Origin of the sequence: Bernardetia sp. Wsw4-3y2, from assembly GCF_037126295.1 — a bacterium.
Taxonomy (GTDB): Bacteria; Bacteroidota; Bacteroidia; order Cytophagales; family Bernardetiaceae; genus Bernardetia.
Genome location: NZ_CP147017.1, coordinates 3993006 through 4006735 on the forward strand (window position 1 = coordinate 3993006; position 13730 = coordinate 4006735).

At 32.1% G+C, this 13730-nt stretch carries 14 protein-coding genes; 6 read left to right on the forward strand and 8 right to left on the reverse strand.

The genetic code is table 11. The features are described 5' to 3' along the window. Window positions 1-54: 54 nt before the first annotated feature. From V9L05_RS16400 to V9L05_RS16425, 6 genes are all read right to left on the reverse strand, one after another. Window positions 55-981 carry a ribose-phosphate pyrophosphokinase gene (locus V9L05_RS16400; protein ID WP_338792141.1) on the reverse strand — a complete coding sequence of 309 codons (927 nt, stop codon included), beginning with the start codon at window positions 979-981 and terminating at the stop codon, window positions 55-57. 231 nt (window positions 982-1212) lie between these two features. After that, complete coding sequence (locus V9L05_RS16405; protein ID WP_338812926.1) at window positions 1213-1923, reverse strand: DUF6089 family protein; 711 nt, start codon at window positions 1921-1923, stop codon at window positions 1213-1215. A 184-nt stretch (window positions 1924-2107) separates the two neighbouring features. Next, the gene (locus tag V9L05_RS16410; RefSeq protein ID WP_338792139.1) at window positions 2108-3253 is read right to left on the reverse strand and encodes a DUF6089 family protein; all 1146 of its coding nucleotides are present in this window, start codon (window positions 3251-3253) and stop codon (window positions 2108-2110) included. A gap of 502 nt (window positions 3254-3755) precedes the next feature. Then, window positions 3756-4091 carry a hypothetical protein gene (locus tag V9L05_RS16415; protein WP_338792137.1) on the reverse strand — a complete coding sequence of 112 codons (336 nt, stop codon included), beginning with the start codon at window positions 4089-4091 and terminating at the stop codon, window positions 3756-3758. A 170-nt stretch (window positions 4092-4261) separates the two neighbouring features. Then, a complete protein-coding gene (locus tag V9L05_RS16420; RefSeq protein WP_338792136.1) occupies window positions 4262-4996 on the reverse strand; it encodes a tetratricopeptide repeat protein in 735 nt (244 codons plus the stop codon). Window positions 4997-5124: 128 nt separating this feature from the next. Next, on the reverse strand, window positions 5125-6414 hold the full coding sequence (locus V9L05_RS16425; RefSeq protein WP_338812927.1) for an aspartate kinase: 1290 nt from the start codon (window positions 6412-6414) through the stop codon (window positions 5125-5127). 479 nt (window positions 6415-6893) lie between these two features. Between V9L05_RS16425 and V9L05_RS16430 the strand changes: the two genes are divergently transcribed. From V9L05_RS16430 to V9L05_RS16455, 6 genes are all read left to right on the forward strand, one after another. Then, window positions 6894-7088 (forward strand): hypothetical protein, encoded by a 195-nt coding sequence (locus tag V9L05_RS16430; RefSeq protein WP_338812928.1) that lies wholly within the window; start codon window positions 6894-6896, stop codon window positions 7086-7088. A 185-nt stretch (window positions 7089-7273) separates the two neighbouring features. Next, window positions 7274-8689, forward strand: coding sequence for a dihydrolipoyl dehydrogenase (gene lpdA / locus V9L05_RS16435; protein WP_338812929.1), 1416 nt, complete (start codon window positions 7274-7276; stop codon window positions 8687-8689). 315 nt (window positions 8690-9004) lie between these two features. Continuing rightward, the gene (locus V9L05_RS16440; protein WP_338812931.1) at window positions 9005-9874 is read left to right on the forward strand and encodes a universal stress protein; all 870 of its coding nucleotides are present in this window, start codon (window positions 9005-9007) and stop codon (window positions 9872-9874) included. Window positions 9875-10033: 159 nt separating this feature from the next. Continuing rightward, complete coding sequence (locus tag V9L05_RS16445) at window positions 10034-10849, forward strand: patatin-like phospholipase family protein (protein WP_338792129.1); 816 nt, start codon at window positions 10034-10036, stop codon at window positions 10847-10849. 141 nt (window positions 10850-10990) lie between these two features. Next, entirely contained in the window at window positions 10991-12055 is a 1065-nt protein-coding gene (locus V9L05_RS16450; RefSeq protein WP_338812932.1) for an AI-2E family transporter, read from the forward strand. Between the two features lie 66 nt (window positions 12056-12121). Continuing rightward, window positions 12122-12811, forward strand: coding sequence for a hypothetical protein (locus tag V9L05_RS16455; protein ID WP_338812933.1), 690 nt, complete (start codon window positions 12122-12124; stop codon window positions 12809-12811). A gap of 8 nt (window positions 12812-12819) precedes the next feature. On the opposite strand, the gene V9L05_RS16460 is transcribed toward V9L05_RS16455, so the two are convergent. After that, window positions 12820-13290 carry a DUF5362 family protein gene (locus tag V9L05_RS16460; protein ID WP_338792126.1) on the reverse strand — a complete coding sequence of 157 codons (471 nt, stop codon included), beginning with the start codon at window positions 13288-13290 and terminating at the stop codon, window positions 12820-12822. 8 nt (window positions 13291-13298) lie between these two features. Then, entirely contained in the window at window positions 13299-13724 is a 426-nt protein-coding gene (locus tag V9L05_RS16465; protein WP_338812934.1) for a nucleoside 2-deoxyribosyltransferase domain-containing protein, read from the reverse strand. Between the last annotated feature and the right edge of the window lie 6 nt (window positions 13725-13730).

Here is a 13730-nt window from a genome sequence, read left to right on the forward strand (position 1 = left end):
GGCATTTAATGAAAAAAACCTTATTTCAACAAAATGAAATAAGGTTTTTCTTTTTTAGATAAACAATGTACTAATAGATTCTTGATCGTGAATCTTACGAATAGCCTTCGCAAAAAGTTCAGCCACAGATAATACTTTTATCTTATCTGACTTTTCTTTTAATGGAATAGTATCCATTACAGCTAGTTCTAAAAGTGGAGAGTTATTAATATTTTCATACGCCTTTCCAGACAAAACAGGGTGTGTAGCAATAGCACGTACAGAAACAGCACCATTATCAAGCAAAACTTGAGCTGCTTTTGAAATTGTTCCTGCTGTATCGATAAGGTCATCTACAATTATTACATTTGCACCCTCTACATCTCCAATCACTTGCATAGAAGCAATTTCATTAGCTCTTTTTCGGTGTTTGTCACAAACGACCATATCAGCATGAAATTGTGAAGCATAGCTTCTAGCTCTAGCAACTCCTCCTACATCAGGTGAAGCAAAAACTAGATTCTCAATATTAAGAGATTCGATATAAGGAATGAAAATAGCTGTTGCATATAGATGATCGACAGGAATATCAAAAAATCCCTGAATTTGTCCTGCATGTAAATCACAAGTCATAATACGAGTTGCGCCAGCAGCAGAAATAAGATTGGCTACCAGTTTTGCACCAATAGCCACACGAGGTTTATCCTTTCTATCTTGACGAGCATACCCAAAATAAGGCATCACAACCGTAACCGAACCAGCCGAAGCACGCTTTGCAGCATCAATCATCAGTAAAAGCTCCATCAGATTGTCAGCAGGAGGAAAGGTCGATTGAATAATAAAAACATCTGCACCACGAATAGATTCGCTATAATTAGGACACATTTCGCCATCACTAAAAATTTGAATATTGTGTTGTCCTAAAGGTTTTCCATAGGAGTGTGCAATTTTTTCGGCTAAATAACGAGAAGCTGAACCAGCAAAGAGTTTGACAGAATTCATAGAAGTAGGAACAAGAAGTATAGAAAAAGATTTAAGACAAAAATAACTACACTAGTTAGCAAATTCAAATCAAAAGTCATTTTATTTTATATTTTTAGCTTCATTTGAGTATTATACCTTTATTTTCAGCTTTTTATCTGATTTATTTTATCAAAAAAAATAACACTCTCTTTTTATAGAAAGTGTTACAGAAGTTCTTATTTTTTAAACTTAAAAGTTTTGTTGCAAAATTTATCTAAATTCTGTCGGACAAACGACTCTATTTATTGTAAAGCTGAGAGAAATTCCTGTGTAGTAATACATGTCTTTAGTAAACAAATTAGTCATTTGAAATTTACCTACATTACTAACATTATCTATAGTATCATCTTGAAGCATTCCATCAATAGCATCTGTAAAAGTAGGTCTTGCTCCAAACTCAAATCCTAGATTATAATTATGAGCCAACATATATTTTAATCCTACACCGATAGGCAAAGCAATTTCTAACGCATTAGGTTGATTATCAAAATAATTACTATTTACAGCAATATGTGCTACCGAACCCCCAAAAAATACATAAGGTGAAAGACGGTTGAGTTCACTCATTGCTCTATAATCTCTAAAATTATATTCCATTCTTGCTGATGCCTCATATACAGTTCCTACAAACTGAGCTAATCTTCTTTGAGAAAAAGGATCATCCGATTTAGTTTCATCTGCCTTGATTACTCCTATCATTGCGCCAAAACGCAAAGAAAAAGCAGGACTTGGATTATAACGAACAAAAATTTCTCCTGCTGGACGGGCATTTTGTAGTTTGTAAGAAGGAGAAATATCTCCTGTATAATTTGCAACTCCTGCTCCAAAACCAAATTCTATGTCTTGAGCTTGAGAAGCTGCAACTGAAAGAATTGAAAAGAAGACAAGGAAGAGAATAAATTTATAATTCATATTTTTCATAAAGAAAATTTATTTTTATTGATTAGAACAAAGTTTCTGTAAACAATTTTATTTTTAGTTAATTGACAAATTTATAGCCATTTACTAGAAATATCTAAAAAAGCTCATAAAAAAAGCGTACAAGAACAAAATTCTTGCACACTTTTGAGGAAACTCTTTTTTATGTTTTATCTTTTTTTATTCATTATTTAAAACGAACAGGACAACGCACTCCATGAGGAGGAATGATATAAATCAAATGAAATCCTGTAAGCATATAAACATCATTATCATTTTGATTTCCACGGATACTTGGGGTTGAGTAGGGATCACTACCAAAACCATCAAAAGTATTATAACGAGTTCCATCTATTCCTGTATAAGAGTAAGGATCAAGTAATCTAACTAATTCTCCTCTACTAGCCATCTCTTTTAATATTGCCTCTCTGTCTCCTTCTAAAGAACGGTCATGAAATGCTTTTGCAAGTTCATCATCTCCAAAAACTCCTAAATCTAAATAGTTACGACTTACATCATCTAAATAATCTGTAAGTAAGAAACGATAAGAAAACTCAAAAGCAATGTCTATACGATTAGATAATTTTTTACGAATACCAAATCCAAGAGGAATGGCAATCTGAACTTTAGAATATTTATTACCTAAAGCAACAGTATCTCCACTATTATTTACATAATTACGTCCTTGTCCTTCTGTACCAAGAGGTTGTAGGTCTGTCCATTCGCCTGCACCCCAGTCTGGAGAACCTCCTCCAATTTTAGTTTCAGGAGCTTTTGCTTTAGGAGCATGATAAAATACAGCCAATCCACCCATTACATAAGGTACAAATTGCTTTGGTCTTTGATAAAATTCTTTATTTAAAAGCTCACTACTCATCAAGTCCCAACGAAAAGTAGTATTGAGTTCGAAAATATCGTTTCTGAAATGAGCATTACGAATATAACGGAAAAAATCGTGTCCATCAGTCGGATCAGCAGTTTCTGAGTCGTAACTCAAAAGTCTTCCCCAATTCAGTCCTAAACGAGCTGAAAATTGTGGGCGAAATTTTTTCTCAACGAATATTCCAATATTTGGACGAGTAAAACGTAAATCTGTACTCCAAAAGTTAGGCTTAGGTACAATATCACCAAAATAATTCATTGAATTAACATTCAAACCAACACTTACATATTGGCGACGCTTTGTCCAAACCCATTGATGGTTATGAGGTCCTCTACGAGGGGTTGTTTTTTTGTAGTAATATTTATTTCCTACCTGTGCCTGAACTTCTTCAGTTGCTAAAAAAGCTATTCCAAGTAAGGTAAATAATAATGTAAAAAGAATTTTTTTCATAGAAACGAGTTTTTAAGGCAAGCTATAAATTAGTAATTAACTAAAAAGCAAGACAGATGTATAGAGCAATTTTTAGAATATCAAATTTATGGAAGTTGATTAAGGAATCAAAGTTTAATTTAACTAGTCTGATAACTATTGATTAACTAAGTTGAAAAACAATACTGTATTTTCAAAATTTTACCAAGAGTTTTGATGAAATAAGTAGATTACCTATTAAATAAACTCAAAAAAACTCAAAAAATTTTATCTTCCTTTCTTAAAATTAGTATTTTTTTATAAATCAACTATATAAAAAAGTAGTAAAGCTATTATTCTCACAAAAATACGCAAAAATTATGCTATCACTTACAAAAATAAAAAAATAAGGGTAAATACTATGTTAAATTTTAGAGGAAGCAGAATTTATTTTTACAAATCCTCAAATATAGAAAAATTCTTATCTGCTCTTTATAATAAAGCAAATAAGAATTTTAATTAGCTATAGCTTTTTTAATAAAAATTAATCAGCCATTTCTTCTGCCACTAAATCATATTGTCCTGTTTTTTTGGCGTAGGCTTGTTTCATTTTTTTCATTCCTTGCAAAACACTGGCTATCCCTAAAGTAACAATAATAGCCGTATTTAAGCGATTTCCTTGTTTAAAAGCGTCTTTTCGAAGAAGTGCTTCTCCCATAGAAAGTCCACCTATTACAGCAGCAACCCCACCAAAACTAGCCTCATACATGGGTTGGTGATGCAAATCTCCTGGTAGGAAACGCACTACTGATTCTATTGTATTCACAGTAGAGTTAATTGCTTTAAGTGTATTCTTGCTTTTTACTTTATCTTGAGCCATCGTATAAAAATAAGTTAGATTAAAAAATGTGATTCTTTGCTGTTTTAAACGAGTACAGTTAAAAATTGTTTATTCTTTTTACTGAAAAGTGAACAAAAAAAGGAAATGACTTCATAAATTTGAGTCATTCCCTTTAACTTATATTATCTTATCATTACGGCATCATAAATCTAGCTCAGAATGTTTTCAAAATCATTATTATATTCACTTTCTCTTAGTGAATTAAATGACTCATTTGATTTGAAAAAACCGATAGTATTAGGTTGTAATTCAACGGCTTCCTCTATTGAAATGAGAGCCTTTGAAAACTGTTTGAGTTCAGATTGTGCAATTGCCAAACCTACCCAAGCTTCCCAAAGAGGAAAACTCCTACGCTGTTTTGGTAAATCAACTACTCTTTGATAATAGATAATTGCTTCTTCATTTTTATCTAAATCTAACTGTAACTTAGCCATTTCTAGCAAGGCATCATCAAAATGAGGATGTATTTTTAGAGCAGCTTCAAATGATTCTAGAGCTTTTTCATTATCATTTATTTGTCGGAATGCTAAAGCTTTATTTAAGTGCGCTCTCTCTGGTCGATTCTCAGTCATTCTTAAAGACAGAGCAAAATCAAAATAAGAAACAGCTGTTCTTGGCTGTTTCATATTTAGCATTGCTGTTCCCATATTCAAATAGGTGTCTCCCTTTTCAGGTGTAATTTGGGAATAGGCTTTAAAATTATCATACGCATTTCTCCAATCTTGAAGTTGCATATAGGTAAGTCCTTTTATATAAAAAGCAGGTGCAAAGTCTGGACTTTCCGTCAGAGTAATTTCTAATTTTTCTAAGGCAATATCGTATTTTCTTGTTTCGTAGGCTTTACATGCCTCATTATAAGATGCTGGAATTTCTTGTGGCTGCATAAAATGAATAATGATTCAATAAATAATTTCAAATGGAGTGCAAATTTAAACAAAAAAAAGTGGTTATTCTGCAATAACCACTTTTTGTTTGAGGCAAAGAATACTTTGTTCTTTTAATCAAAAATAATTTACTTACTAACTACAACTTGAAAAACATCTTCCGAACGCTGTGCAACAAGTGCATTTCCAAGTCCTGTGAAGTTGTTAAGTGTTTCAGTATCATAATTTTTGACTGTAATCAGTTCTAAATTATCCAAATTATCTAGCTCAAAATCATTACTTAAAGATTCTTTTAAAGAAGCTAATTTTCGCTCATCATTATCAGTACAAACAGAAAAAGAAGTAGCAGAAACTTGTAATAAATTGATTTTGATATTATAACGGTTTAGTTCAGAGTGAATATAAGCCAGTTGATTGCGCTCATTAATGGCAGCCAAATCTTTAGCCTTAAAAACAAACATGCTTTGATTTCCTTTTACAATAATTGAAGGAATAGAAGGCTGAGTAGGAAAATTTCCAATCTTTGTTCCTTCTACATCTGCGTTTAGAAACGAACGAACATACAAAGGAATTCCTTTTGCAGCCAACGGACGGATAGTTTTTGGGTGAATAACTGTTGCTCCATAATACGTCATTTCGGCAGCATCAGAATAATTAATCTGCTCAAAAAGGCGAGTATTTTTAATTCTTTTTGGGTCAGCATTCAAAATTCCAGAAACATCTTTCCAAATTGTAACCCCATCTGCTTGCAAACAATAGGCAAAAACAGCAGCCGTAAAATCTGAACCTTCACGTCCTAAAGTAGTCGTTTTTCCACCAATTGTTCCACCAATAAAACCTTGTGTCAAGACAAAACGCTGTTCTAACATTGGCAAAAGTTCGGCTCTAATGAGTTGTTCTGACCATTCCCAATCAATTTGTCCTTCTCTCCAACGTTCATTGGTTTGTACAAAACGACGAGCATCTATCCAAAGGCATTTATCATCGTGTTGCATTTTGAGATATTCGGAAACGATAGCTGAAGACATAAGTTCTCCAAAACAAATTACTTGGTCGTAATGTTTATCCCAATTAGGTTCGTCATCTTTTAAGGTTGCTGAAAGCTGAAAAATATATTTTTGGAGAATTTTATAGACAATTTTTTCACGCTCTCCATCAAAAAGTTCGTCTGCAAGAGCATAATGATAGTCTTCAATTTGTTTTAAAATGCGTTCACATTCATCATTTTTCTCATGTTTGGGTTTCGATTTGGCTGCCTTAAAAATATCTTCCAAGTGATTTGTCGTCTTGCCCATGGCAGAAACAACAATAACGAGTTTATCTTTTTTGTCAATGAATGAACGTAAAATATTACTTACATTTCTGACAGCAGGGGCATCTTTCACAGACGCACCACCAAATTTGAATACATGTAACATAAATGTACAAACGCTTTTTTGTGGCGTTTATTAAAATTATAAAATAAGAAAAATTGAAATGTTTAAAATGAGCTGTATATGTGTTTTGAGGTTTTAGTCTTTTATAAAAATGAAGTACAAAGTAACAAACTAGAAAACACTTAGGCAAGTATTTTAAGAAAGTATAGAGAATTGAGTAAATTTAGATTTCAACTTTCAAAAAACTTCAATTATGAACCATAAAAAAAAAAGAATCTTGGGATAAAATTATAGAGCGAAATCAATCAGATCATAGAATAAATTTTACTGTTCCTACTTTAGAATGGTTAAAATCTAAAGGTTGTGATCAACTTTTCTATCCACATACGGCACTTGAAGATCTTGTTCTGAAAGAAAATTCAAATTTCAATGACTTTAGTTCTGTAATAATTTGTTTTGGTTTTAGTAAGATGATTAGCCATAGACTTCTGAATTTAAATTTAAAAAGACTAGAAACTCAGATGAAGAATGATAATAATTGGACATCTAAAGTAGAGAAGGAATTGTTAGAACAGAAAAGAAAAGTAGCAACAAATCTAGATACTCTATTAATAACCATTAAAACAGAAACAGAGCATTATTCTCATATCACAAAAATCAATGAATACGATGAATTTGAAATAATTTTGGATAGAATACTCTCAAATTTGAGTTGATTTTATTTTTTTAATTCTCTTTTTCCTCTTTTCTCTCTGTGGTCAAAATGTATTTCTCATTTTAATTTCTCTATGTTTAAAAAATATTTCAGAAATTTAAGATTTGAATTACTGACAAAAACCAGTTAATTTTACGTATATATAAATTTAGACAACTAGAATTATTTTTTAATCCATTTTTATAGATGAAATACGACGTAACAATTATTGGTTCAGGTCCTGGTGGTTATGTAGCTGCCATTCGTGCAGCACAGTTAGGACTCAAAACTGCAATTATAGAAAAATATGCTACTTTGGGTGGAACGTGTCTTAATGTAGGCTGTATTCCTTCAAAGGCACTTTTAGATTCTTCAGAGCATTTCCATACTGCTCAAAAAAACTTTAAAGAACACGGAATCGATATCAATGAGCCAAAAGTAAATTTTGAGCAAATGATTGAGCGTAAACGTGGCGTTGTAAAGAAAACTTGTGATGGCGTTGATTATTTGATGAAAAAAAATAAAATTGATGTTTATCAAGGAGTAGGTTCTTTCATTGACAAAAACAATATCAAGGTTACAGCAACAGATAGTAAAGAAAAAGGCAAGGAAACTAAAATCGAAACCGATAAAGTTATCATTGCAACAGGCTCAAAACCAACTATTTTTCCTTTCTTTCCTTATGACAAAAAACGTTTTATCACTTCAACAGAAGCATTGGAATTGAAAGAAGTTCCTAAGAAAATGATTGTTATTGGTGGTGGAGTAATCGGAATGGAACTTGGGTCTGTGTATGCTCGCTTAGGAACAGAAGTTTCTGTTATCGAATTTATGCCTTCTATTATCCCAACAATGGATAGTACAATGGGAAAAGAATTAGAAAGAGTAAGTAAAAAATCACTCAAAATGAAATTCTTTTTACAACACAAAGTAGAGGAAGCAAAACAAGATGGCGACGAAGTAGTCATTAAAGCTGTTGATAAAAAAGGCAAAGAAGTAGAATTTAGAGCTGATTATTGCTTGCTTTCTGTTGGTCGTCAGGCTTATACAGAAGGTTTAGGATTAGAAAATATTGGTATCAAAACTGACAAAAGAGGAACAATCGCAGTAAATGACCATTTGGAAACAGAAGTAAAAGGTGTTTATGCAATTGGTGATGTTGTTCGTGGTGCAATGCTCGCACACAAAGCCGAAGAAGAAGGTGTTATGGTTGCCGAACTTATGGCAGGACAAAAACCTCATATCAATTATTTATTAATTCCAGGGGTTGTTTATACTTGGCCAGAAGTGGCTAGTGTAGGTTACACAGAAGAACAACTCAAAGAATCAGGTAGAAAATACAAATCAGGTTCGTTTCCATTTATGGCACTCGGAAGAGCAAGAGCTTCAATGGACACTGACGGACTTGTAAAAGTTTTGGCAGACGAAAAAACAGACGAAATACTTGGAATGCACATCATAGGTGCAAGAGCAGCCGATATGATTGCAACAGGCGTAACAGCAATGGAATTCAGAGCATCAGCCGAAGATATTGCAAGACAAAGTCATGCACACCCAACCTATATGGAAGCTGTAAAAGAAGCGTGTTTGGCTGCAACTGAAAATCGTGCTATGCACGTATAAAACGTGTTTTTTATTTGTTTCAAGCGTCGACGCTTGAAACAAATATATTCTAACTCCCTAATTACTTTCGTTTTTAGGGAGTTTTTTTGTTGTTGTAATTTATGTTTTAAACGTTAAACTAACCTATTGTTGCTTATGTCCCAACAAGCGACATCATACCCATAAAAACCTAACAAAAATCATAAAAAGACAAAGTAAGAATCATATAAATTTGCGTATCTAAAGTAGTAATTTTACGTTATAGAAAGTAAGCAATCGGATATTTTATTATCTTAGATTTTAAAGTTTATACAACTCACTCAAACCCAAATTACTATGTCTTTCAAAAACATTCTCGTTCCTATTGATTTTTCTCCTCGTTCAAATGCTGCTTTAGAAGCTGCTGCTGATATTGCTAATCAGTGTGATGGAAAAATTACGCTTTTGCATATCATTGATGTTCCAGAATCTCAACAACCTGAATATCGCAGAGCATTAGATACTTTTGGTAATCATGAAGGAGGGACAGAACAAGATATGCCTTTAATTCTCTTTACAATGAAGGAAACAAAAAGAAAACTTCGTGAAGCAAGAGAAAAATATCCTAAAATTACGTTTGTTGAAAAGGTAGTTTTTGATAGAGTACATCGTCAGATTTATAGTGTGGTGGAAGGTACAGATGTAGATTTGATTGTAATGGGTTCTAGTGGAGCATCTGGTTTGGGAGAGGTTTTTATTGGTTCGAACACACAAAAAGTAGTCAGAAATGCGAGCTGTCCTGTCTTGGTAATTAAAGATGATGAAGGAGATTTTAATCCTCGCAATATCGTTTTTGCTTCTGATTTTTCAGAAATGGGAGGGCAAGCAGCTAAGTTGTTCCCAGTCTTTAAAAAGTTATATGGAAGTACAATGCACTTTTTAAATATTGTTACGCCAAGCACTTTTGAAGCAACTCCTACAACAACCAAGCGAATGAAAGAATTTGCAGAGCATACAAAACTAGAAGCAGAAGACTACACAACTAATATTTATAATTATTATACTGAAGAAGAAGGAATCCTGACTTTTGCAGAAGAATCTAAAGCTGATATGATTTTGCTAGGAACACATGGAAGAAAAGGTTTTTCTAGGTTTATGATGGGAAGTATTGCTGAAAACGTAGCTAACCATTCTGAAATACCTGTTTTTGTTTTTCGCCAAGATTAAAAAGAAACTATTGATAGAAATAATAACATAACATTTTAATCAAAAAACGCTTTATCTCAAAGAGGTAAAGCGTTTTTCATGTAGCGCATCCTTTAGAGTGAGAAAGTGTACCAAATACTTTAGTGTTCGTCTAAGAATCAACTTCAAATTTTTATTAAAATGTCAGAAAATCAATCAAAACAGCAATTCAATCCAAATCAAAAACCTATCGGAATTGTTCTTTCTGGTGGTGGTGGACGTGCATTAGTGCATTTAGGAATTTGGAAAGCACTAGAAGAAAAAGGAATTTATCCTCAAAAAATAAGTGGTGTTAGTATGGGGGGAATACTAGGAGCAATGTGGGCAGCAGGATATTCTACTGATGAAATTATTCAAATTTTGAAGAAAGAAAAAATTATGAAATGGGTTAGACCAACATGGGAAGAAAACGGACTTGTATCTATTAAACAATTTGGGAGATTATTCACTAAGTATCTTCCCAAGACTTTTGAAGAACTTAAAACTCCTTTTATGCTTTCTGCCTTTTGTTTGCAAGATGCAAAAGTTCATTACTTCGAATCAGGAGATTTAATTACTCCTCTAATGGCTACCATGTCTATTCCTGCTGTTTTTGCACCTATCAGAATTGGAAAATACGATTATGTAGATAGTGGTTTGTTAGAGAATATGCCTATTAGAAACTTTTTTCCAAGTAATAATATGGAAAACGAATCAGATTATTTTATAATTGGAATTCATTCGAATCCTCTTTCTGAGAATTTTATTCCTACTTCCACTCGTTCTGTCATCGAAAGATATTTTCAGTCATTAGCTGTTTTTACATTGAAAGAAGAACAAAAAAAATGTGATTTATTTTTAGAACCTGCTGCTGTTGCAGATGTAAAATTCTCTAATCTAAAAATAGATATACCATTTCAAATTGGATATGACTATACAATTAAATATTTAAATAAATTTAATATTCAAAGTATTTAATTTGTCTTTTTGATAGAATTTATTTTTTTAAAACTCTTTATTTCAAAGCAAATACTAAACAATATTGCTTTTTAGAGTTTGTTTATAGTGTAGCTTCCCATTTTTTTAACTTTCACAATTTATTAGGAAACATTTTTTGCTATGAATAATTCTCTCAAACTCACTATTTCTACAAATCATTTTTTAAAAGTTCTTGTTGTTTCGATTGCTGTTGTGGCAATTTGTTATTTTGCTTCTTCTGTTTTGTTACCTCTTTTTCTAGCTATTATTCTGGCTGCCGTTTTGGATAAGCCTAACGAATTTTTTATGCAAAAATGGAAGTTCCCAAAGTGGTTGGCTATTACTTGCTCTATGATTTTATTGATAACTACTGGTGTTGCGATAAGTGCAGTTGTGACTAACCGAGTAGAAAATATTTCAGAAGATTGGGAAGAGATTCAAAAAAAGTCTACTCAAAAAATAGATAAAATGGAAAGTTGGTCTGAGCAAAATTTGGGTTTCAATCCTATCAAAATGGCTTCTAATTCTGAATCCTTCAAAGATCAATTGAAAGGCTATGGTAAAAAAATGGCTGAGTCTTTAGTGACTCTTCTTTCTCAATCTTTTATTATTCTTATTTATATTGTTCTACTATTGATGCAAAAAAAGATGTTGCAGAGTTTTTTCTATACACTCACTCCTTCTACAGAACTATCAGCCATGAGAGAAATTGTTAAAGAATCAGGCGAAACAGTTAGTAATTATTTAATAGGAAAAGGTAAAATCATGACAATTTTATTTGTTATGTATTATATTGGTTTTTTGATAGGAAATGTTCCTTATGCGTTGTTTTTGGCTCTTTTTGCAGCTTTATTCTCTATTATTCCTTATGTTGGAAATATTATTGGAGGTGGTTCTGCTCTTGTTTTAGCTTCTTTGTATTCTGGTCTGACTTCTGGTCTTATTGTTTTGGGCGTGCTTGTGATAGCTCAAATATTGGAAAGCTATATTCTTACACCTTGGATTGTTGGCGACGAAATAGACTTAAATCCATTTGCTACTATTTTTGGAGTAGTTGTTTTTTCAGCTCTTTGGGGAGTAGTAGGTGCTGTAATTGCGCTTCCTGTAACAGGTGTTTTAAAAGTGATTTTTACGCATATAAACGGACTTGAAGCGTATGGATTTTTATTAGCTAAAAATAAAGAGGAGAAAATTGAAAGTTATTGATTGGATTAAATAAAATAACTATTTTGAAATTTACTAGTAAACAGCTTCAATCAAATCCTCCATTTTATGAAAATTAAAGAAATCACACTATTTACAAACCAATTAACAGAACAACTTTATTTTTATAAAAAAACTCTTGGTTTCGAAATAAGCAAAACGAGTATTAGAAATTTTACTCTACAGATAGGTTTTACCAAAATTACTTTCGAAGCTAGTGAACAAAAGCATATTTATCATTATTGCTTTCTTATTCCCTCTAATCAGTTGGAAGCAGCCATAAAATGGTTGAGTAGTAGGTTAGATATTATAAAAATTGAAGATAAAAGGATTATTCAACGTTTTGAGAGTTGGAATGCTGATTCTATTTATTTTTATGATGGTGCTGGAAATATTGCAGAGTTTATTGTTCGTTATGACCTAAAAAATGAAACAGCTAAGAAACAATTTGATTTATCTCAAATCCTTTGTGTAAATGAAATTGGAATGCCTACCAAAAATATAAGAGAAGTAAACCAAAAACTAGAAACTGAACTAAATTCAAAGTTTTGGAAAGGAGACTTGGAAAGTTTTGGTACAAATGGAACACAAGAAGGATTATTTCTTCTACCAAATAATGAAATTAAAAAAGAATGGTTTCCAACAGATTTGGAAACAGAATCTTCTCCATTTTATGGAATTTTTGAAATAGGTAGTTATTTATATGCTATGCAATTCAAGAAAGGAAAAGTAAATCTTTTTGATAAGAAAAAAGTGTAAATATAATTTTACATGCTTGCTCCTACAAACATAAAAAATACAAGAACAAGACCAAACAAAACTAAAGTAAGAAGTGTGATGATTCCTGCAAATTTGAAAAGTGATTTTAAGTTTTTAAATCCTTCTTCTAAGGCTTTATTGTCCGAATGACGTATCGATTCTTGTGTTTTCTGAGCAAAGAAAAATAGATACAAAGATGGAATAAGATAAGCCAAGGCAGTTAAAAAATAAATTAGTACGATGCCTATTTTTGTACTAACAAGTCCAAAATTTCCGAATTCTTGATTAATATCAGATGAGTCTGTAAAAAAAACAGCTACAATAATCAAAACCATAAGAGCTGTAAACAAAAATCCCAAGATGGCTACTATTTTTCCCCAAAAAGCTGCCGTAGCAAGAAAATTTTTCGAACGGTTAGTAATTTGAAATCCTGTTTCTGAATAAAAAGAATCTTTATCTAAAAAATTATCGTTTTGCATGTTTTTTTTTAATAGGTTGGAGAAGCGTGTCTAATTTTTCTAGGTGCAGTATTGAGAAACGAAATTACTTCATCTAAGTTTTCAAAATGCTTTGCACCATTAGCAATTACCATTTTAGTAACAGCATTCATAGATTTTATTTGTACAGGGTCAAATTCTTTATCTCCGTCTTTTGTCAGAAAACAAAAAAGAGTTTTTTTAGGTCTCTTATTTGAGTCATCTACTACTTCTGCCACCGAATAAACTCCTTTCATCATTGGAGTAAGTACATACAGACAGTATTCACAATGTTCTCTTTCGTGTAGCTCTTTTTGGTAGGCTTCATCGTTCCATTCTTCCACCACAGGGTCAAAATAATCTATATGTAGGCGAGGCATTACATAATTTCTCCATTTCGAACCATTTACAGTTCCTCCTAAAAATACTTTTGGCATTTTCTT